Genomic DNA, 19,611 nt, shown 5'->3' with positions numbered 1-19,611 from the left:
GCAGATTCAGTGGGAATGCCTTTCAGCCAGCAGGTGACGAATCCGCACCGGCACACCGTCGGTTTGAAACGCCCTGGCCCGGGCCTCGATCTTCAGTTCGCCACGGGTGACCCGGTGGTGATGGCGCAGGTGTTCGAGCCAGGATTCCTCGAAGAAGAACTCTTGCCAGATGGCAGGTTCGGCACTGTCCTGCATCAGCCCCCAGGACAAGGCACCATTGCGCTTGCGCATCGCTTCCAGGTCGCGGGCGGCTTCAAGGAAGGCGTGGGCCTGGTCGGGATCGATGTGGTACTCGATGGTCACCATGACCGGGCCGCGTTCCTGGTCCTGGTCGGCGCTGAGCAGCGGCGTTGGCCAGTGCAGTGAAGGTGCCAGCTCCTCGGCTTCGGTCTCGGGCAACGCCACCTTGCAGGTGACGAGAGTGCCGACGGTCAGACCGGCCGCGGCGAGCAGCAGGCTCAGGGTGATCGAGGCGTGGCTGGCGAGGGTGCCCCAGAGCAGGCCGCCACCGGCCATGGCACCGAAGAACACCAGGATGTACACCGACAGCGCTCGTGCCCTGACCCAGGCCGGTACCGCGGTCTGGGCGGCGACCTGCATGTTGGAGAGCACGGCGATCCAGGCCGCGCCGCTAAGCAGCATCGCCGGCATCAGCACATAGAAGTTGCGCACCGAAGCCAGCACCAGCAGGAACACCGCGTAGACCAGGCTGGCGAGCATGACCAGGCGATCCCGGCTGATGCGCTCCCGCAGACGTGGCAGAAGGGTCGCACCGGCGACGGCACCGATGCCGATGGCCGCGAGCAGCATGCCGAAGTCGGCGGCCGTGCCGTGCATTTCACCGCGCACGATCAATGGCAGCAGCGAAGTTCCGGCGCTGGCGAACAGGAAGAAGGCGAGGGCGCGAACCAGTACCGCCTGCAGCGGCCGGGAGCTGCGGGCAAAGCGCAGTCCGGTGCGCATGGCGCCGAGGAAGCGCTCTGCAGGAAGCAGCGGTTCCTTCACTTCGCGTTTCCAGGTGAACAGCACCAGGATGACACCGGCGAACGAGATGGCGTTGAGGGCGAAGGTCAGCCACGGACCGACCAGGCTGACCACCAGACCTGCCAGCGCCGGCCCGATCGCCCGCGACACGTTGATGCCGACACTGGAAATCGCCACCGCATTGGGCAGGTCTTCCTTGCCCACCAGCTCGGGGGTGAGCGCACTCCAGGCGGGCATCATCAAGGCGGTGCCGATGCCCAACGCCAGGGTCAGGGTCAGCAGCAGGGGCACGTTCATCAGGCCCAGCAGGGTCAGGCTGGCCAGGGTCACGGCCACCGCCGACATCCATAGCTGGACCAGCAACAGGTAGCGGCGTTTGTCGACGATATCGGCCGCTGCGCCGGCCGGCAGGGCCAGGAAGAACATGGGCAGCGAGCCCGCGACCTGGATCAGCGCGACATGCAACGGATTGGTGGACAGCGTGGTCATCAGCCAGCCGGCGCCGACCTCGTGCATCCAGGTGCCGATGTTGGAGGCGATGGTCGCGATCCACAGCATGCGGAAGGTGGTGTTGCGCAGGGGGCTCCAGGCGCCTGATGTCGATGTGGTCATTCCGTTGTCGCCTTCGAGAGGGGGAGTCTTGGTCCAGGCGGGGCCCGGCGTTATGGCGGCCACTTTACTGTCGCTATTGGCGTGCACAAATAGCGGTTTCGTGGAATGACTGTCCTCTCAAGGATGACAATTATTTTTTGTCCAGGTCTTTTTCCTTTTTTCTCAAGACGTTGCGCGGCACAGCCGGCCGCGTTGCGAACGGCTTCCAGCAGAAACGATCTGTCATGCAAAAACAGTGAAAACAGACAAGAAACTGTCCTGTCCATACGATCAGCTTTGCCAAAAACCCCGTAAATTCGGGGGCCTGGCGCCTTTTCGGTGTCTTGCGTGGGCAACATCAAGTTGCCATTCTGCGGTTTGCTGAAACGCTCAGCAGAGCGCTTGAGCAGATCCCAAAGCCCCATGAGCGCAGGCTCATGGCACGTCGTATCGGAAGCCCTCGAATGAATATAAAAAAGAAGCTGACGTGTGCATTCGGCGTTATCGCCGTCATCCCGGTGGCGCTGATCGCCTGCCTGGTGGTGTACAACCTCAACCAACAGGCCCGTGAAGGCTTTGTGGAAACCTCGAGCCGGGAGATCCGGCAGATCGACAACACGGTCAATGTGTTCCTCGATTCCATCGCCCAGAACGTCGCGCAATGGGCCGACGATCCGCAGATCGTCAACGCCAGGGACCTGAAGGTCTACATCGGCGCAGACGCACCGAACACACCGCTGCCGGAAGGTAGCCGCCAGCTTCTGGATCGCTTTACCCGCTACGCCAAGGCGCATCCGAGCACCGCCTTCGTTTCCTTCGCGCGCAACGAAGATGGCAGCTATGTGGCCTGGCCCGATGAGCCGGGTCTGAAGAACTACGAGCCGCGCAAGCGGCCCTGGTATCAGCTCGGCATGGCCAATCCCGGCAAGGTCATGCGCACCAGTGCCTACCTGTGGGGCAACCAGCCGCTGATCTGTACCGTACGCACGGTGCATGGCGCCAATGGCGAGGTGATCGGGGTCATGGGCACCGACGTGTCCCTTGAACAACTGGCCGGTTTCATCGGCAAGACCAAGCTCGGTGAAAGTGGCTACCTGATGCTGGTCGAGGACACCGGCGCAGTGCTGGTGGACCCGAGCGATCCGTCCCATGCCTTCAAGCAGATCAAGGACCTCGGCGGTGATTACGCCCAATTGGCCAACACCAGCAAGGGGCTGATCGAGGTGGAACTGGGCGGCAAGCGCTACATGGCCAACGTCTGGACCTCGCCGACCCTGGGCTGGCGCTTCATCGGCCTGATCGAGAAGAGCGAAGTGATGGCTGGCGTCACCAGCCTGACCTGGTCCATCGCAGTCATCGCCCTGGTGCTTGCGGTGCTGTTCGCGGTGCTCGGCGCGGCCTTCTCGAACCTGATCGTCAACCCGATCAAGGGGGTTGCCGGCAGCCTTGAAGACATCGCCCAGGGCGAAGGCGACCTGACCCGTTCCCTGCAAGTGAAGGGCAACGATGAAACCGCCGCGCTGGCCGGCTGGTTCAACCAGTTCGTCGAGCGCATCCGCTCGCTGGTGCAGCGTATCGGCCACGCTTCTGCCGATCTGCAGACCGCGTCGGAAACCAACAGTCAGGTCGCCTCGAACATGGGCGACGCCACCGGGCGCCAGCGCCAGGCGGTCGAGCTGGTGTCCACGGCATTCAACGAGATGGTCGCCACCGCCAACGAGGTGGCCAAGTCCTGCAGCCACGCGGCCACCTCGGCGGACGCCGGGCAGCGCCATGTCAGCGCCGGCCAGCAGCAGATCGAGCAGGCCACCAGCAGCGTCGCGCGGCTGAGCGACAACCTGTTGCAGGCCACCGAGGCGATGCAGGAACTGGAGCGGGAAAGCCAGGACATCAACACCATCCTCGGTACCATTCGGTCCATTGCCGAACAGACCAACCTGCTGGCGCTGAACGCCGCGATCGAGGCTGCGCGCGCTGGCGAACAGGGACGCGGGTTTGCCGTGGTGGCGGATGAGGTGCGGGCCCTGGCCAAGCGCACCGCCGACTCCACCGGCGAGATCGATGGCCTGCTCGGCGGGCTGGCGCGGCGGGCGCAGGACGTCACCCAGCAGATGCACAGCAGCCTGGAAATGTCGCAGCAGAGCGTCAGCTCGATCCGTGAAGCGCGGGACAGCTTCGACGATATCCGTTCGTCGGTGGATGCCATCCGCGACCAGAGCAACCAGATCGCCACGGCGGCGGAAGAGCAGCACCAGGTGGCCGAGGACATCAACCAGCACATCATCCAGATCCAGGCGGATGCGCAGTTGATCGAGGAACTGGCCGGGTCGGCACAGGCCGATTCGCGGCAGTTGAAGGAGTTGTCGCAGGAGTTCAGGAGCCTGGTGTCGCGGTTCAGGACCTGATTCTTTCTTTTTCAGGACTGGCCTAATCGCCGGCAACGCCGGCTCCCACAGGTTTTGTATACACCTCCAACCTTGTGGGAGCCGGCGTTGCCGGCGATTAGGCCGCTACTGACACCCCGAAAATCAGATCTGCATCGCCATCCCATCCACATTCATCGCCGCCTGGCGCAGGGCCTCGGAGCGGGTCGGGTGCGGGTGGCAGATCAGCGCGATGTCTTCCGCCGACGCAGCGAACTCCATGGCCACGCAGTACTCGCCGATCATCTCGCTGACACTCGGGCCGACCAGGTGCACGCCGAGCACCTCATCGGTGTTGGCATCGGCGATGACCTTGGCGAAGCCTTCGGTCTCGTGGTTGATCTTGGCCCGGCTGTTGGCCAGGAAGGGGAACTTGCCGACCTTGTAGGCGCGGCCTTCGGCCTTCAGTTGCTCCTCGGTCTTGCCCACCGTGGCCAGTTCCGGCTTGGTGTAGATCACCCCCGGAATCAGGCCGTAGTTCACCTGGTGCGGCTTGCCGTGGATCAGCTCGATGCAGGCGATGCCTTCGTCCTCGGCCTTGTGCGCCAGCATCGGCCCGGAGGTGACGTCGCCGATGACCCAAACGCCCGGCACGCCGGTGGCGTGGCCGTTGTTTTCCAGCATGCCGCGCTTATCGGTGTTCAAGCCGACGCTTTCCAGGCCCAGACCCTGGGTGTAGGGACGGCGGCCGATGGCGACCAGCACATAGTCCGCTTGCAGGGTTTGCGCTTCGCCGCCGGCAGCCGGCTCCAGGGTCAGGCTGACGCTGTCGGCCGATGGCGTGGCCTGGGTCACCTTGCTGCCCAGCTTGAACGTCATGCCTTGCTTGGCCAGGGAGCGTTGCAGGGTCTTGGCGGTTTCTTCGTCGATGCCCGGGCAGATGCGGTCGAGGTATTCGATCACCGTCACTTCGGCACCCAGGCGGCGCCACACCGAGCCCAGCTCCAGGCCGATCACGCCAGCACCGATCACTACCAGGTGCTTGGGGACTTCCGGCAGCGACAAGGCACCGGTGGAATCGATAATGCGCTGGTTGTCGATGGTCACACCGGGCAGTGGCGTAGGCTCGGAGCCGGTGGCGATGACGATGTCCTTGGCCTGGTAGTCGCTGACGTTGCCCTCGGCATCGGTCACCTTGACCTTGCCGACACCGTCCAGCTTGCCCCAGCCCTTGATCCAGTCGACCTTGTTCTTGCGGAAGAGGAACTCGATGCCCTTGGTCAGGCCGGTCACGCTCTCATCCTTCTGTTTCATCATCTGCGCCAGGTTCAGGCTTGGCTTGACCTCGATGCCCAGATGACCGAGCTCACCACTGGCTGCCGCTTCATACAGCTCCGACGCATGCAGCAGCGCCTTGGACGGCATGCAGCCGACGTTCAGGCAGGTGCCGCCGAGGGTCGAACGGCCTTCGACGCAGGCCACGCTCAGGCCCAGCTGGCCGGCGCGAATGGCGGCGTTGTAGCCGCCGGGACCGCCGCCGATGATGATGACGTCGTAGCTTTTCATTGTTTGTGCTCCCGGATGAAGAATCGAATGGCGCCAAGATTAATGGGTCGGGTCTTTGGTTGTATACAATTCAAGAGCCTTTCTGTTTCAAGTTTTGGTGATAGCCCTCGACTATGGTCTCGATAGCCGGAAAGATCCTACGTATGAACTACCCTCATTTTTTGACGTCCATCTTATAAATGGGGAGGCTCACTTCATGCTTGCGCAACTTTCGGTTCTGCAAAGCCTGCATCTTCCGCTCCGTCTGCGTCTGTGGGACGGCCATGAGTTCGATCTGGGCCCGCAGCCACAGGTCACCATCATGCTCAAGGACCCGAGCCTGATCTCCCAGTTGACCCATCCGGGCCTGGACGAGCTTGGCGCGGCCTTCGTCGAAGGCAAGCTGGAACTGGAAGGCACCATGAGCGAGGTCATCCGCCTGTGCGACGAGCTCAGCGAGGCGCTGCTCAAGGATGAAGAGGAGGCGCTGCCGGTACGCAGCAAGCATGACAAGGCCACCGATGCGGCGGCGATCTCCTACCACTACGATCTCTCCAATGCCTTCTACCAGCTGTGGCTTGACCGCGACATGGCGTACTCCTGCGCCTACTTCAAGACACCTGACGATAGCCTCGATCAGGCCCAGCAGAATAAATTCGATCACCTTTGCCGCAAGCTGCGCCTGCAAGCGGGTGACTACCTGCTGGATGTCGGTTGTGGCTGGGGCGGGCTGGCGCGGTTTGCCGCGCGTGAATACGGCGCCAAGGTGTTCGGTATCACCCTGAGCAAGGAACAGCTCAAGCTGGGTCGTGAGCGGGTAAAAGCCGAAGGACTTCAGAAGCAGGTCGACCTGCAGATCCTCGATTACCGCGATCTGCCCCAGGATGGTCGTTTCGACAAGGTGGTCAGCGTCGGCATGTTCGAACATGTCGGCCACGCCAATCTGGAGCTGTACAGCCAGCGTCTGTTCGGCGCCGTGCGTGAGGGTGGCCTGGTAATGAACCACGGCATCACCGCCAAGCACACCGACGGTCGTCCGGTAGGGCGTGGCGCCGGCAACTTCATCGAGCGCTATGTCTTCCCCCACGGCGAGCTGCCGCATATGTCGATGATCAGCGGCTTCCTCAGCGAGGCCGGGCTGGAAGTGGTGGATGTCGAAAGCCTGCGCCTGCACTACGCGCGGACCCTGAAATTCTGGAGCGACAACCTCGAAGGCAACCTCGCCAAGGCGGCCACCATGGTCCCGGAAAAGGCCCTGCGCATCTGGCGCCTGTACCTGGCCGGCTGCTCCTATGCGTTCTCCCGCGGCTGGATCAATCTGCACCAGATCCTCGCGGTCAAACCCAAGGCCGATGGCAGCCATGACCTGCCGCTGACCCGCGAAGACCTCTATCGCTGATCAGAGAATCGGCGAAATCAAACGCGCGATACGCATCCCCAGCTGCTGCAGGCGGTGCGTATCGCGGCTGTCTTCCGCGGTGATTTCCCGCGCCTGTTCGAAGTCATTGCTCAGCATGCTCTCTACCGTCGCGGCAAACTCGGCGTCGATGGTCACCAGGGTGATCTCGAAGTTGAGGCGGAACGAGCGGTTGTCCAGGTTGGCGCTGCCGATCGCTGCGACGTCGTCGTCTACCAGCATGACCTTCTGGTGCAGGAAGCCGGGCTGGTAGCGGAACATGCGCACCCCGGCGCGCACCGCCTCGAAGGCGAACAGGCTGGACGCGGCATAGACGATGCGGTGGTCGGGGCGCGAGGGGATGAGGATGCGCACATCCACCCCGCGCATCACCGCCAGGCGCAGCGAGGCGAATACCGCCTCGTCGGGGATGAAGTAGGGGCTGGTTATCCACACCCGGTGCTGGGCCGCCTGGATGGCATCGACGAAAAACAGCGAGCAGGTTTCCTGCGGGTCGGCCGGACCACTGGCGAGTACCTGACAGAGCACGCCGTTGTCCGGGTAGGTTTCCGGCAGGATCAACGGCGGCAGTTTCCGCGCAGCCCAGTACCAGTCCTCGGCGAAGGACTCCTGCAGGCAGGCCAGTACCGGGCCCGTCACCTGGACGTGGGTATCGCGCCAGGGCGATAGCGGCGGCTTGCTGCCCAGGTACTCGTCGCCGACGTTGTGCCCGCCGAGGAATCCCACAACGCCATCCACCACCACGATCTTGCGATGGTTGCGGAAGTTGACCTGGAAACGATTGAACCAGCCGCGCTTGGTGGCGAAAGCGCGAATCTCCACGCCGCCCTCGCGCAGGCTCTGGCTGTAGCGGGCGGGCAGGGCGTGGCTGCCGACGCTGTCGTAGAGCACATAGACCTTCACGCCTTCGGCGGCCTTCCTCAGCAGCAGGGTATGCATCTGCCGGCCGAGGGCGTCGTCATGGATGATGAAGAATTGCACCAGCACCGTATCGCGGGCCTGCTCGATGGCCTTGAAGATCGCGTCGAAGGTGGCCTTGCCGTCGACCAGCAGGCTGACCCGGTTGTTCGCCAGGCAAGGCATGCGCCCGAGCTTGGGCAGGGCGCGCAGGCCGGCGTAGGCAGGGGAGTTGCTGGCGGCCAGGGCTTCCTCGACCCACGGGCGCCAGTTGAGGTCGGCCATGGCCACGTGCATTTCCTGGTTGGCCTGGCGGCGTGCCTGGATGTAGGCGTCGAAGGTGCGGCTGCCGAACACCAGGTAGGGGATCAGGGTCAGGTAGGGGATGAACAGCAGCGACAGCGCCCAGGCGATCGAGCCTTGCGCCGTGCGCACGGTGAACACCGCATGCAGGGCCGCGATGGCGCCGATGAAGTGGGTCGCGCCGATCAGGTAAGCGAAGAACTGGGGGCTGTGATAATCCATACACGTCCTGTGCCGTCCGCCGAGCAGTTGCCTAGGTTCTGTATGAAAAGCCTTGATACTCGGTGATGCTGCGTTGAAAACAGCCTCGGAATGCTCATTTACAACCAGTAAACTCCGCTTCCTCGGCTGTTTTCGCCTTGCCTGACCTTCGTCTCAAGGCTTTTCATACAGAACCTAACAGAGCATGTTCAGCACCCGTCTTGCAACCCGGACGGCATTTCGACGTCTAAGCCACAGGCCGGCAATGGGCCGGACATTTCAGGAGTCATTAGATGAACATTCGTGTGTCGGCGCTGGCGCTGCTGCTTGGCCTGTCGAGCCCCCTGGTGCAAGCGCAGATGCTGCAACCAGGCCTGTGGGAACTGACCACCAGCAATATGCAGGTCGATGGCAAACCGCTGCCGGACATGGAGTTCATGCTCGGCCAACTGAAGAACCTGCCACCGGAACAGCGGGCGATGATGGAAGGAGTGCTGGCCAAGCAGGGTATCAGCGTCGCCGGCAAAGGTGTGCGCTCGTGCCTGACCCCGGAGCAGGTGAAGACCGATGACATTCCCCTGCAGGACCCGCAGTCCGGCTGCACCCAGCGCATTACCGCGCGCAACGGCAAGGTGTGGAACTTCGAGTTCAGTTGTCCCAAGGCCCAGGGGACCGGCCAGGCGCAGTTCCTCAGCGATCGCGAGTTCCTGACCAAGGTCCAGGGCACGTTTAACGCCTCCGGGGTTCAGCAGCAGGGCAGCATGAACACCCGGGCGGTGTGGCTGGGGGCCGATTGTGGCACGGTCAAGCCGCGAACCTAGAACTCGTTCTGCAGCGCCTTGTAGCCCTTCACCAGGTCGATATTGGTATGGGCGACGTCCTCGGAAAACTCCGAGGCGCTGACGCTCACCGGCGGGTACTGGGACAGGTCGGTCTGCGGCCCGATGCGGGTGGTGGAGGGGACGTAGAAGTTTTCCGGCAGGTCGCGGCCGTCCACCACCGAGTTGTGCCGGACCACGCTGCCATTGCCGACCACGCAGTTGAACAGCACGCTGTTGAAACCGATGAACACCCGGTCGCCGACCACACAGGGCCCATGGACGATGGAGCGGTGGGCGATGGAGGTGAACTCGCCAATGGTGACTGCCGCGCCGGACTTGGAGTGGATCACCACACCATCCTGGATATTCGAGTTGCAACCGATGGTGATCGGTTGCATCGAGCCGCTGTCATCCACCTCATCGGCGCGGATGACCGCATAGGGGCCAACGAATACATTCTCGCCAATCACCACCTTGCCGCAGATGATCGCGGTGTGATCGATGTAGGCGGATTCGGCAATCACCGGCAGGTCGCCGGTCGGGTTCTTGCGGATCATCGAGGTCTCTCCGTTCGGTTACCAGTTCCACTGGCTTTGCGCGACAGCGTCGTGGGCATGCAGGCTTTCGGCGTGTTCCACACGCAACTGGAAGCCGGCCACCGCAGGCAGGCGTCGCAATGCCAGGTTCAGGCGCCGTGCGGCGTCCTCGCAGAACATCAGGTTCTGCCCGTTGGCCAGGGCGAACGCCTGTTCGTCGGCGCGCTTCACCGCCGTTTGCACGGCGGTGCCCAATGCGGCTTCGGCCTGATCGATCAAGTCCCGAATGGGTAGCTCATTGCAGTCCTTCCTCAAGCGTATCCGTAGTTTCGCAGTACTGCGCTGGCTGTGAGGGGTGGCGACGATGCCCTGAGGACTGCCGAGCCAACCGAGGACCTCTTCGTGGGTCAGGCTGCGGTTGGCGAAATCGCTGAGGAACTGCTGCTGGATCAACTGCCTGGCGAGGGCGGCCGAGCAAGGGCAGGTCGAGGAATAGACCACGTCCGTGGATAGTTCCACGTGGAACATTTCGTCGGAAAGCCTGGCTTCGATGACCACGGGGTAGCGCTTGTAGCCAGACTCGGTGCTGACCAGGGCGGGGCGCTCCAGTTGCATATCGAAGCGCAGGGTCAGGTGGGCCGTGGTGGACAGCCCGGCATGGCTATCCAGAAATTGCCGCAGCACCCGACGGATCAATGGCACCGACAGTCCTTCCTCTTTGAACGCAGCCAGCGCCAGATACAGGCGCGACATATGGATGCCACGGGAATTGCCATCAGCCAGATCGACGCCGGCATCTGCCATGGCGTGGAGATGCTGCTGGTCGAGGCGGATCGGCAGGGCGATAGCGCACATGCCGACCCAGTCCAGGGGCAGGGATTGCCCGCTGGCTTGGGCAGCGATATCGGGTAGGGTCAGGGCGGTCATGTTGCGAACCATCAGCAATGAAGTCGCAATACGTTACATTATAACAATTCGATTGCCAGCACTTTTTCCGTTGCTCACTGGCAACCGTTCAGCCGATTGCAGCGCAGGCTGAAGCGTTGGCCGCTGGAACTGGAGACGCGGTTGAGGGTGGTCCAACCCACTTTGCGGCTGTATCCCACCCAGGCTTCGCCGTCGCTGGCGATACCGGTATAGAAATTCAGCTGGCCGTAGCGGCTGTTGGTTTGCGCCCAGCGCCGTGCACTGGGTGCGTCGTAGCCGCGCAGATAAATGGTCGAGCCCGAGGTCTGCACGCTGTAGTAACTGCCCTGGCGATCAGCGCAGGCCAGCAGGTTGGCGCTGCGCGTGCAGTTGGCCAATTCGGCGCGGGGCATGGCCTGGGCATTGCCGAGGGCACACAGCAGGGTTATCCACAGCCCTCGTTTCAATGACTTCATGAACATCTCTTCACCTCAGGGTGCGGACAGTCGGTTGACTAAAGTGCATTGTTATAATGTAACATTTCGTCGATGCATCGTTCGAATGCACTTTGCCGCCCTGATGAGGAACCGCGCCATGCCCGATCGTCTTCCCGTAACCGTGCTCTCCGGCTTTCTAGGTGCTGGCAAGAGCACGGTGCTCAATCATGTGCTGCGCAACCGCGACAATCTGCGGGTGGCGGTCATCGTCAACGACATGAGCGTGATCAATATCGACGCCACCGAGGTGCAGCGCAACGTCAGCCTCAACCGTACCGAAGAAAAACTGGTGGAGATGAGCAACGGCTGCATCTGCTGCACCCTGCGCGAAGACCTGCTGGAAGAGGTCACCCGTCTCGCCGGCGAAGGCCGTTTCGACTACCTGCTGATCGAGTCCACCGGTATCGCCGAGCCGTTGCCGGTGGCCGAAACCTTCACCTTCCGCGACGACCAGGGCCGCAGCCTGGCCGAGATGGCGCGCCTCGACACCATGGTCACGGTGGTCGATGGCTTGAATTTCCTGCGCGACTACCAGGCCGCCGAAAGCCTCTCGTCCCGTGGCGAGACCCTCGGCGAAGACGACGAGCGTTCGATCAGCGATCTGCTCATCGACCAGGTCGAATTCGCCGACGTCATTCTGCTGAGCAAGATCGACCTGATCAGCAGCCACGAACGTGAAGAACTGACCGCCATCCTCCGCCGCCTCAACGCCCACGCCCGCATCGTGCCGATGGTGATGGGCCAGGTGGACCTCAAGGACATCCTCGACACCGGCCTGTTCGATTTCGAGCGTGCCGCCAGCGCTCCGGGCTGGTTGCAGGAGCTGCGCGGCGAACATGTACCGGAAACCGAGGAATACGGCATCGCCGCCAGCGTCTGGCAGGCCCGCCGGCCGCTGCATCCGCAGCGCTTCTTCGACTTTATCCACAAGCCCTGGGAGAACGGCCGCCTGCTGCGCTCCAAGGGTTTCTTCTGGCTGGCCAGCAAATATCAGGAAGCCGGTAGCTGGTCCCAGGCCGGCGGCATGATGCGTCATGGTTTTGCCGGACGCTGGTGGCGTTTCGTGCCCAAGGCGCACTGGCCGCAGGATCCGCAGAGCACTGCGGCGATCCTCCAGCAGTGGGACCCGGAATGCGGTGACTGCCGCCAGGAACTGGTGTTTATCGGTCAGCATATCGACGTGCCGCGGCTGCATGCCGAGTTGGACGCCTGCTTGCTCGACGACGAAGAAATGGCCTTGGGCGCCGCCAATTGGCGGCGGCTGCCGGATCCGTTCGGCTCCTGGCACGGCGACGAAGACGAGGTGGCCTGATGCACGTAGCCGAGTTGCTGACCCCGGTGCACCAGGCCTTTGGCCAGACGCCGGCGGTACTGACCGAAGCGCTGCAAGATGGCGTCAACCTGGCGGTCTGGCAGCGTCGGTTGCCACTGCATATCGAGGACTTCGCCCGGCTGCTGCTGTCGCTCGGCGAGCCGCTGGCTGATGCCCGCACCTTGGCGATCGGCAAGGATGGCGAGGTGCCGGTGCTGGACGGGATCGCCAGCGCCTACGCCGACCTGGCCGGTTACGAAGGCTTTATCGCCGACCTGAGCTGGCTGGTTGGCGCCTACGCCTGCCTGCTCGATGCGCGCAGCGTGGGTCTGCGCCTGCGGGTGCTGGAAAATGCCATGTGCCCGCGTTTTCATGTCGATCATGTGCCGCTGCGGCTGATCACCACCTATGCCGGCCCGGCCAGCGAGTGGCTGGAGGAAGGTGTGATTGATCGCCGTCGCCTGGCGCACGAGGTGGTCGATGAGGCCCATGTCCAGCGCCTGGCCTGCGGTGACGTGGCGCTGCTCAAGGGCGAGAAATGGCTGGGCAACGAGGGCGCCGGCCTGGTCCATCGCTCGCCTTCGCCCGCCAACGGTGAGCGCCGGCTGATACTGACGCTTGACTGGCTGGCGTGAGCCCGGAGCATAGTGGCGAAGTTTCCCAGGCAATATGGCGCCCTATGCTGCAGAACATTCCGACCCACCTGATTGGCGGCCCGCTCGGGGCCGGCAAGACCAGCCTGATCCGTCATCTGCTCGGCCAGCGCCCGGCCAATGAACGTTGGGCAGTGCTGATCAATGAATTCGGCCAGATCGGCCTGGACGCGGCGCTGCTCAGTACCGACGACGATGGCATCAGTCTGGGCGAAGTGGCGGGCGGTTGCCTGTGTTGCGTGAATGGCGCGCCGTTCCAGGTGGGGCTTGGCCGCCTGCTGCGCAAGGCGCGACCGGACCGGCTGTTTATCGAACCGTCCGGCCTGGGTCATCCGGCGCAATTGCTGGCGCAACTGCAACTGCCGCCGTGGCGCGGGGTGCTGGCGGTACAGCCGGCGGTGTTGGTGCTGGATGCCGAGGCCATGGCGGCGGGTGTCGTGTTGCCCGACGCACAGCAACAAGCGCTGGATAGTGCGGGCCTGCTAGTCCTGAACAAAGCGTCCGCTGTGGATGAAGAAAAGCGCCTGTGGATAACCTCGCAACTACCCCGGGTGCCGTTGTATTGGGTCGATCAGGGGCGAATTTCGCTAAGTGACTTGCCTGTTGGTCCACCCTCATCAGTGGATAAATCCGCTGTGGATAATTCCATTCCAAGCGGAAACCCGGCTATTTCGGCCCTGTGGACAGATCCGACCTTGCCCCTGTGTAGTTATCAACAGGCTGCTGAAGGCTGGAGCATCGGCTGGCGTTTTCATCCCCGGCAGCGCCTCGACAGCGCGCTATTACAGGCATTTCTACAAGGTCTGGAGTGGCGGCGGGCCAAGATGGTGGTGCACACGGCGCACGGCTGGCAATCGGCCAATGCCTTGGCGGGGCAGGCGTTGGTATGGGAAGACAGTGCCTGGCGGCGGGATTCACGGATCGAATTGATCTTCGCCACTGCCCAGGATCATGCGGTATTGGAGCAAGGGATGCTGGCCTGCCGCATACAAGAGAATCACTGACGCCAGCGGTTGTGCTCCTGGCGCCACTGCTTCATCTCGATCACGTTGTCGGCATGCACCGGCGGCTTGATCTCGAAGGGGTAGGGCGCCAGTTCGATCTGCACGCTGTGGGCGCCAAACTGGGTGACGGTGCCGGGATGGCGTTGCTCGCCGGTCACGGTGAATTCGAAGTTGTAGATCCGCGCCAGGCGTTTGCGGCCGTTGGCATCGCGGACGAAGGCGATCTTCTTCAGGGCCACGGCGCCGTCGAGCAGTTCGAGGTCGAGCTTGGCGCAATGCTGCTTGACCCGGTCCAGGGCCTTTTCCCGCAATCCATGGTTGTGCCACAGCCAGGCGCCTGCCGTGGCCAGGACCATCAACACCAGGATGTTTTCGAGGGTAACCATCTACACGTGCTCCAACGAGGTGTGCCAGCTTAACTGCCACTGCGGTCTGTCGTACAGGTGGCATTTGGCGCCATACTGCGCGCCTTGTTTGTCATTCCTTTGGTTTGGACGTCCCGCATGAAACGCACACCGCACCTGCTTGCGATCCAGTCCCACGTCGTGTTTGGCCACGCCGGCAACAGCGCCGCAGTGTTCCCCATGCAGCGGGTCGGGGTGAATGTCTGGCCACTCAATACCGTGCAGTTTTCCAATCACACTCAGTATGGCCAGTGGAATGGCGAAGTGCTTGCTCCCGGGCAAATTCCCGCGTTGGTGGAAGGGATTAGCAATATCGGTGAGTTGGGCAATTGCGACGCAGTTCTATCCGGCTATCTCGGCAGCGCCGAGCAGGGTCGGGAGATCCTTGGCGTGGTGCAACGGATCAAGCAGGCCAACCCGCGGGCGCTGTACTTGTGCGACCCGGTGATGGGCCATCCGGAGAAGGGTTGCATCGTGCCGCCGCAGGTCAGTGAATTCCTGCTGGAGGAGGCTGTGGCGGCGGCGGACCTGTTGTGCCCGAACCAGCTGGAGCTGGACAGCTTTGCCGGGCGTCGCGCGCAGTCGCTGGAGGACTGTGTCGGCATGGCCCGGGAGCTGTTGGTGCGCGGGCCGAAGATGGTGCTGGTGAAGCACCTGGCCTATGCCGGGAAAAACCCGGATGACTTCGAAATGCTGCTGGTGACCGCAGATGGCAACTGGCACCTGAAGCGCCCGCTGCTGGCGTTTCCGCGTCAGCCGGTGGGCGTTGGCGACCTGACGGCGGGGCTGTTCCTGGCTCGGTTGCTGCTGGGGGATGAACCAGTCGCGGCCTTCGAGTTCACCGCTGCGGCCGTGCATGAAGTGCTGCTGGAAACCCAGGCCTGCGGCAGCTACGAGCTGGAAGTGGTGCGGGCGCAGGATCGTATCGTGCATCCGCGGCTGCGCTTCGAGGCGCACAAGCTCTAGGTACCACGAAATCCTTGTGGGAGCTGGCGTTGCCAGCGATGGGGCCGGCACTGGCAACGATGTTGTCTGGTCTGACGCCATCGCCGGCAACGCCGGCTCCCACAGGGTTGTATGTCAGCCCTAGATCGTGTCGGTCTCGGTCTTGAGTTCCTGGTAGCGCTTCTCCAGCTCCTGACGGATCAGTCGGCGCTGCTTGCCTTGCAGGAAGCGGCGCTTCTCCTCGCTGGTCTGCGGCTGGCGCGGCGGTACCGCTACCGGTTTGCGGTCGTCGTCCACCGCCACCATGGTGAAGAAACAGCTGTTGCTGTGGCGCACCGAGCGCTCGCGGATGTTCTCCGTCACCACCTTGATACCCACCTCCATCGAGGTATTGCCGGTGTAGTTGACCGACGCCAGGAAGGTCACCAGTTCGCCGACATGCACCGGCTCGCGGAACACCACCTGGTCCACCGACAGGGTCACCACGTAGCGACCGGCATAGCGGCTGGCGCAGGCATAAGCCACTTCATCGAGATACTTGAGCAAGGTGCCGCCATGGACATTGCCGGAGAAGTTGGCCATATCCGGTGTCATCAGGACGGTCATCGACAGCTGGGCGTTTCCGGGTTCCATAGTGTACTCACGGTGAGATTGCGCTAAGGCGGGGCGGCGCGGTGCTCGCGCTTCTTCCCCATGTGGGTTGCCATGTTCAAAACGGGACGCTGACAGCGGGTTGCTCGTCACGTGGTTCATGCCATTCGCGGCGAGGAAAGTGCCGATCTGTTTCTACATATTGCACGGCCATTTTGCACGAAGCGTCGATGTTAACCTGCGGAAGCGGCCCGGAAGTGAGGCCGTTTCCTACATTTAAATCAGAAATTTCCGCGGCCCGGTCACACCTGACGACCGGGCTGCGCTTTTGTCTTCGTCGTGGAGTAAGGAGCGTCCCGCCGTGCATGCCATCAGCTTTATCCAGGATCTGGCGGTGATCATGCTGGTTGCCGGTGTGGTCACCATTCTCTTCCACCGCCTCAAGCAGCCCGTGGTGCTCGGCTACATCGTCGCCGGCTTCATCATTGGCCCGCACACCCCGCCGTTCGGCCTGATCCACGACGAAGACACCATCAAGACCCTGGCCGAGCTCGGGGTGATCTTCCTGATGTTCTGCCTGGGCCTGGAGTTCAGCCTCGGCAAGTTGTTCAAGGTCGGCGCGACGGCCTTTATCGCCGCGTTCCTGGAAATCGTCCTGATGATCTGGATCGGTTTCGAGATCGGCCGCTGGTTCGGCTGGAGCACCATGGATTCGCTATTCCTCGGCGCGATCCTGGCGATTTCCTCGACCACCATCATCGTCAAGGCGCTCAACGACCTGAAGATGAAGAACGAGCGCTTCGCCCAGCTGATCTTCGGTGTGTTGATCGTCGAGGACATCCTCGGCATCGGCATCATCGCGCTGCTGTCGGGTATCGCCGTCAGCGGCACGGTCAGCTCCGGCGAAGTGTTTTCCACGGTGGGCAAGCTGTCGCTGTTCATGATCGTCGCGCTGGTGGTGGGCATTCTCCTGGTGCCGCGGCTGCTGGCCTACGTGGCCAAGTTCGAAAGCAATGAAATGCTGCTGATCACTGTGCTCGGCCTGTGCTTCGGCTTCTGCCTGCTGGTGGTCAAGCTGGAATACAGCATGGTGCTTGGCGCCTTCCTGATCGGCGCGATCATGGCCGAGTCGCGCCAGTTGATGAAGATCGAGCGCCTGATCGAGCCGGTGCGCGACATGTTCAGCGCGATCTTCTTCGTCGCCATCGGCCTGATGATCGATCCGGGCGTGCTGGTGGAGTACATCTGGCCGATCGTGGTGATCACCATCGCCGTGGTGCTGGGCAAGATGCTGTCCTGCGGCATGGGCGCCTTTATCGCCGGCAACGACGGACGCACCTCGCTGCGGGTGGGGATGGGTCTTTCGCAGATTGGCGAATTCTCCTTCATCATCGCGGCCCTGGGCATGACCCTGCAGGTCACCAGCGACTTCCTTTATCCGGTGGCAGTGGCCGTTTCCGCTATCACCACCTTGCTCACTCCTTACCTGATCCGCGCCGCCGATCCGCTGTCGCTGAAGCTGGCGAAGGTGGTACCGAGCCGTCTGTCACGGGTGCTGTCGCTGTACGGCGAGTGGTTGCGCAGTATCCAGCCGCAGGGCGAAGGGGCGATGCTGGCCTCGATGATCCGGCGCATCCTGCTGCAAGTGGGCGTCAACCTGGCGCTGGTGGTGGCGATCTTCTTCAGCGGTGGTTATTTCGCGGCGCAGATCGGCGCCTACCTGAGCGACTGGATCGCCGACATCGGCCAGCAGAAGGCGCTGATCTGGGGCCTGGCGCTGTTGCTGTCGCTGCCGTTCCTGATTGCCGCGTACCGCAAGCTCAAGGCGCTGTCGATGCTGCTGGCGGAGATGGGGGTCAAGCCGGAAATGGCCGGGCGGCATACCCAGCGGGTACGCCGGGTGATCGCCGAAGTGATCCCGCTGATCTCGCTGCTGGTGATCTTCCTGCTGCTCTCGGCGCTGTCGGCGAGCATCCTGCCGACCAGCGAGCTGCTGCTGCTGATTGCCGTCGTGGCGGCCGGCGTGGTGGCGCTGCTATGGCGCTGGTTCATCCGGGTGCATACGCGGATGCAGATCGCATTGCTGGAGACCCTGGAAAACCAGAAGGAACATCACCACTGAGGTGTGCAGCGCAGTGGCTTGTAACGCCACTGCGCCCAGGCTTCGATCCAGCCGTCGGCATGGTCGACCCCGGGTAGCCGGACCACTTCCAGGCAGTCAGTCGGTCCCAGGGTGCGCCGGTAGTGCTGGTACAGGATGGGCGGCACGGTGCGGTCGTCGTCGCCGATGAAGTGCCGCTGGGCCACATGGCGCAGGCGTTCGGCGCGGTCCAATGGCTCCAGTGATCCGCTCAGCGGCGTCAGGTTCAGCGACTGCGCCCACTGCCGCGGGCTGAGATTGCCGGCGAGGGTCTGCACCTCGGCGATATCGTTGCGTTGCGCGGCCAGCAGCAGGGCCAGGGCGCCGCCGCCGGAGTAGCCGATCAGTTCGAAATCCCGATTGCCATACGCCTTGCGGATCCGGTTCAGGGCCTGGTCGAGGCTGTCGACCACGGCCTGGCTGAAGCGCTGGTCGGTCCACACCTGCGGGTTGCAGGCGGGCGCGCCGACGAACTGGCAGGGACGGGCGAGGTAGAGGCTGGGCTGTGGATCAGTGACTGCAAGGCGGGCCATCAGCAGAGTGCGCGGGCTGGGGTCCAGGCTTGGTTGCGACGCGGTGGCCCAAGCGTGGCCGTCGCCTTCCAGGTAGACCCGCAGGCGGGCGCTGCCGGGTTTGACGGTCGGTTCGCTCAGGGCCAGGGGGAACGGCCGGGTGGGCTGGATGCTGACCTGGTGGGCATTCTGGTTGCTGAGTTGCTCGAGCTGGGTCAGTGGTGACTGGCAGCCGGTAAGCAACATCGGGATCAATAAAGCGGGAAGACGCCATCGCTGGCAAGCCAGCTCCCACAGGGACCGCGTCGCTCTCGAGGACAGCGGAGTGGCTATGGGAGCTCGCTTGCCAGCGATGAGGCGATTACTGACAGCATCAATTCTGTTGCCTGCCACCAAGGATCTCCCACAGGGTGGATAGGCTTCTTGTGCGAGCGGGACATATGTCCGAGGGGATGGAGCGGTAGCGGCCCGCCACGCACAGGAAGGCGTGGCGATTCTACGAACATTGATGGCTCTAGGCCATTATTTTTGCGAAGGATATCGATTCAGCTTTCCAGCCAGACATCCCGTGCCCAGTGCCAGACCGATTCCCAGCTTTCCTCGGTGACGATTTCTTCCTCGCCGGACCACAGCACCACGGTGCCGTCTTCCTCGACGCAGTAGTAATCGTCGCCGTCCTGGCACAGTGGAATCAGGTCGCGCGGTACACCGGCGTCCCAGGCGTTGGCGGCCACTTCCGGCAGGTAGGTGTGGGATTGCGGGTCGGTGACGGTGACCGGCTCCAGGCTGCCGTAGACCACGTCGCTGACGGTGAGGAGGAATTCCTTGAAGACGAACGGGATGTTGATGAACAACTGCTCTTCGATCTCGACCAGCGTGTCTTCGTCTGGCAGTTCGAGCGGTACCGGTACCGGCTCGTTGGCTTCACGAAGCTGTTCAATGACTTCTTCCACGGTTCGCGTCCTCTCTGTCCTGACCTTGTGCAAATG

The 19,611-nt window shown here is 62.9% G+C and carries 17 protein-coding genes and 2 pseudogenes; 9 read left to right on the top strand and 10 right to left on the bottom strand.

Translation table 11 applies throughout. The features are described 5' to 3' along the window. Positions 1-6 precede the first annotated feature (6 nt). Positions 7-1,596, bottom strand: a complete 1,590-nt coding sequence (locus tag ACODSK_RS01175) for an MFS transporter (protein WP_489013211.1) — start codon at positions 1,594-1,596, stop codon at positions 7-9. 416 nt (positions 1,597-2,012) lie between these two features. On the opposite strand from ACODSK_RS01175, the pseudogene ACODSK_RS01170 reads away from it, so the two are divergent. Both ACODSK_RS01170 and ACODSK_RS01165 read left to right on the top strand, forming a co-directional pair. Beyond that, a pseudogene (locus tag ACODSK_RS01170) lies at positions 2,013-3,122 on the top strand (cache domain-containing sensor histidine kinase); the annotation flags it as partial. 318 nt (positions 3,123-3,440) lie between these two features. Beyond that, positions 3,441-3,980: pseudogene (locus ACODSK_RS01165) on the top strand (methyl-accepting chemotaxis protein); the annotation flags it as partial. Positions 3,981-4,103: 123 nt separating this feature from the next. On the opposite strand, the gene lpdA reads toward ACODSK_RS01165, so the two are convergent. Continuing rightward, a complete protein-coding gene (gene lpdA, locus ACODSK_RS01160) occupies positions 4,104-5,504 on the bottom strand; it encodes a dihydrolipoyl dehydrogenase (protein WP_489013209.1) in 1,401 nt (466 codons plus the stop codon). Between the two features lie 196 nt (positions 5,505-5,700). Here lpdA and cfaB point away from each other — a divergent pair, with 196 nt between their 5' ends. Beyond that, positions 5,701-6,882, top strand: coding sequence for a C17 cyclopropane fatty acid synthase CfaB (gene cfaB / locus ACODSK_RS01155; RefSeq protein ID WP_489013207.1), 1,182 nt, complete (start codon positions 5,701-5,703; stop codon positions 6,880-6,882). Here the strand turns inward: cfaB and cls are convergent, their stop codons facing one another. Further along, the gene (cls, locus tag ACODSK_RS01150) at positions 6,883-8,322 is read right to left on the bottom strand and encodes a cardiolipin synthase (RefSeq protein WP_489013205.1); all 1,440 of its coding nucleotides are present in this window, start codon (positions 8,320-8,322) and stop codon (positions 6,883-6,885) included. A 272-nt stretch (positions 8,323-8,594) separates the two neighbouring features. Here cls and ACODSK_RS01145 point away from each other — a divergent pair, with 272 nt between their 5' ends. Beyond that, positions 8,595-9,122, top strand: coding sequence for a DUF3617 domain-containing protein (locus ACODSK_RS01145; protein WP_489013203.1), 528 nt, complete (start codon positions 8,595-8,597; stop codon positions 9,120-9,122). On the opposite strand, the gene ACODSK_RS01140 is transcribed toward ACODSK_RS01145, so the two are convergent. The 3 genes from ACODSK_RS01140 to ACODSK_RS01130 all read right to left on the bottom strand — a co-directional run bounded on the left by ACODSK_RS01140 (position 9,119) and on the right by ACODSK_RS01130 (position 11,040). Beyond that, positions 9,119-9,679 carry a gamma carbonic anhydrase family protein gene (locus tag ACODSK_RS01140; RefSeq protein ID WP_489013202.1) on the bottom strand — a complete coding sequence of 187 codons (561 nt, stop codon included), beginning with the start codon at positions 9,677-9,679 and terminating at the stop codon, positions 9,119-9,121. The genes ACODSK_RS01145 and ACODSK_RS01140 overlap by 4 nt on opposite strands. An 18-nt stretch (positions 9,680-9,697) precedes the next feature. Then, positions 9,698-10,585 carry a GTP cyclohydrolase FolE2 gene (folE2, locus tag ACODSK_RS01135; protein ID WP_489013200.1) on the bottom strand — a complete coding sequence of 296 codons (888 nt, stop codon included), beginning with the start codon at positions 10,583-10,585 and terminating at the stop codon, positions 9,698-9,700. 74 nt (positions 10,586-10,659) lie between these two features. After that, positions 10,660-11,040 carry a glutamine synthetase gene (locus tag ACODSK_RS01130; protein ID WP_489013198.1) on the bottom strand — a complete coding sequence of 127 codons (381 nt, stop codon included), beginning with the start codon at positions 11,038-11,040 and terminating at the stop codon, positions 10,660-10,662. A 118-nt stretch (positions 11,041-11,158) separates the two neighbouring features. Between ACODSK_RS01130 and zigA the strand changes: the two genes are divergently transcribed. From zigA to ACODSK_RS01115, 3 genes are read left to right on the top strand one after another with little or no spacing between them, the layout of a single operon-like run. After that, a complete protein-coding gene (zigA, locus tag ACODSK_RS01125; RefSeq protein ID WP_489013197.1) occupies positions 11,159-12,373 on the top strand; it encodes a zinc metallochaperone GTPase ZigA in 1,215 nt (404 codons plus the stop codon). Further along, positions 12,373-13,008: a DUF1826 domain-containing protein gene (locus ACODSK_RS01120; RefSeq protein WP_489013196.1), complete on the top strand. Its 636-nt coding sequence runs from the start codon at positions 12,373-12,375 to the stop codon at positions 13,006-13,008. The genes zigA and ACODSK_RS01120 overlap by 1 nt, the downstream gene beginning before the upstream one ends. 44 nt (positions 13,009-13,052) lie before the next feature. Next, complete coding sequence (locus tag ACODSK_RS01115; protein ID WP_489013194.1) at positions 13,053-14,030, top strand: CobW family GTP-binding protein; 978 nt, start codon at positions 13,053-13,055, stop codon at positions 14,028-14,030. Here the strand turns inward: ACODSK_RS01115 and ACODSK_RS01110 are convergent. Continuing rightward, positions 14,024-14,416: a DUF3301 domain-containing protein gene (locus tag ACODSK_RS01110; RefSeq protein WP_489013192.1), complete on the bottom strand. Its 393-nt coding sequence runs from the start codon at positions 14,414-14,416 to the stop codon at positions 14,024-14,026. The two genes, ACODSK_RS01115 and ACODSK_RS01110, sit on opposite strands and share 7 nt — an antisense overlap. A 117-nt stretch (positions 14,417-14,533) precedes the next feature. Between ACODSK_RS01110 and pdxY the strand changes: the two genes are divergently transcribed. After that, the gene (gene pdxY, locus ACODSK_RS01105) at positions 14,534-15,400 is read left to right on the top strand and encodes a pyridoxal kinase PdxY (protein WP_489013191.1); all 867 of its coding nucleotides are present in this window, start codon (positions 14,534-14,536) and stop codon (positions 15,398-15,400) included. 120 nt (positions 15,401-15,520) lie between these two features. Here pdxY and ACODSK_RS01100 read toward each other — a convergent pair whose 3' ends face one another. Beyond that, a complete protein-coding gene (locus ACODSK_RS01100) occupies positions 15,521-16,012 on the bottom strand; it encodes an acyl-CoA thioesterase (protein ID WP_489013190.1) in 492 nt (163 codons plus the stop codon). 319 nt (positions 16,013-16,331) lie between these two features. On the opposite strand from ACODSK_RS01100, the gene ACODSK_RS01095 reads away from it, so the two are divergent. Next, a complete protein-coding gene (locus ACODSK_RS01095; protein ID WP_489013188.1) occupies positions 16,332-18,092 on the top strand; it encodes a cation:proton antiporter in 1,761 nt (586 codons plus the stop codon). Here ACODSK_RS01095 and ACODSK_RS01090 read toward each other — a convergent pair. Further along, positions 18,083-18,868, bottom strand: coding sequence for an alpha/beta hydrolase (locus ACODSK_RS01090; RefSeq protein ID WP_489013186.1), 786 nt, complete (start codon positions 18,866-18,868; stop codon positions 18,083-18,085). The genes ACODSK_RS01095 and ACODSK_RS01090 overlap by 10 nt on opposite strands. 299 nt (positions 18,869-19,167) lie before the next feature. Continuing rightward, positions 19,168-19,575 carry an SMI1/KNR4 family protein gene (locus ACODSK_RS01085; RefSeq protein WP_075805790.1) on the bottom strand — a complete coding sequence of 136 codons (408 nt, stop codon included), beginning with the start codon at positions 19,573-19,575 and terminating at the stop codon, positions 19,168-19,170. Positions 19,576-19,611: the final 36 nt, after the last annotated feature.

The sequence above is a fragment of the Pseudomonas sp. FG98 genome (assembly GCF_057808595.1).
The sequence above is the reverse complement of the archived record's forward strand: the minus strand, read 5'-3'. Positions and strand labels throughout refer to the sequence as shown.

Coding starts and splice junctions, on each gene's coding strand:
- zigA (WP_489013197.1), top strand. CDS start 11,159: ATGCCCGATCGTCTTCCCGTAACCGTGCTCTCCGGCTTTCTAGGTGCT.
- ACODSK_RS01175 (WP_489013211.1), bottom strand. CDS start 1,596: ATGACCACATCGACATCAGGCGCCTGGAGCCCCCTGCGCAACACCACC.
- pdxY (WP_489013191.1), top strand. CDS start 14,534: ATGAAACGCACACCGCACCTGCTTGCGATCCAGTCCCACGTCGTGTTT.
- ACODSK_RS01100 (WP_489013190.1), bottom strand. CDS start 16,012: ATGGAACCCGGAAACGCCCAGCTGTCGATGACCGTCCTGATGACACCG.
- ACODSK_RS01140 (WP_489013202.1), bottom strand. CDS start 9,679: ATGATCCGCAAGAACCCGACCGGCGACCTGCCGGTGATTGCCGAATCC.
- ACODSK_RS01115 (WP_489013194.1), top strand. CDS start 13,053: ATGCTGCAGAACATTCCGACCCACCTGATTGGCGGCCCGCTCGGGGCC.
- ACODSK_RS01090 (WP_489013186.1), bottom strand. CDS start 18,868: ATGTTGCTTACCGGCTGCCAGTCACCACTGACCCAGCTCGAGCAACTC.
- ACODSK_RS01120 (WP_489013196.1), top strand. CDS start 12,373: ATGCACGTAGCCGAGTTGCTGACCCCGGTGCACCAGGCCTTTGGCCAG.
- lpdA (WP_489013209.1), bottom strand. CDS start 5,504: ATGAAAAGCTACGACGTCATCATCATCGGCGGCGGTCCCGGCGGCTAC.
- cls (WP_489013205.1), bottom strand. CDS start 8,322: ATGGATTATCACAGCCCCCAGTTCTTCGCTTACCTGATCGGCGCGACC.
- cfaB (WP_489013207.1), top strand. CDS start 5,701: ATGCTTGCGCAACTTTCGGTTCTGCAAAGCCTGCATCTTCCGCTCCGT.
- ACODSK_RS01110 (WP_489013192.1), bottom strand. CDS start 14,416: ATGGTTACCCTCGAAAACATCCTGGTGTTGATGGTCCTGGCCACGGCA.
- folE2 (WP_489013200.1), bottom strand. CDS start 10,585: ATGACCGCCCTGACCCTACCCGATATCGCTGCCCAAGCCAGCGGGCAA.
- ACODSK_RS01130 (WP_489013198.1), bottom strand. CDS start 11,040: ATGAAGTCATTGAAACGAGGGCTGTGGATAACCCTGCTGTGTGCCCTC.
- ACODSK_RS01145 (WP_489013203.1), top strand. CDS start 8,595: ATGAACATTCGTGTGTCGGCGCTGGCGCTGCTGCTTGGCCTGTCGAGC.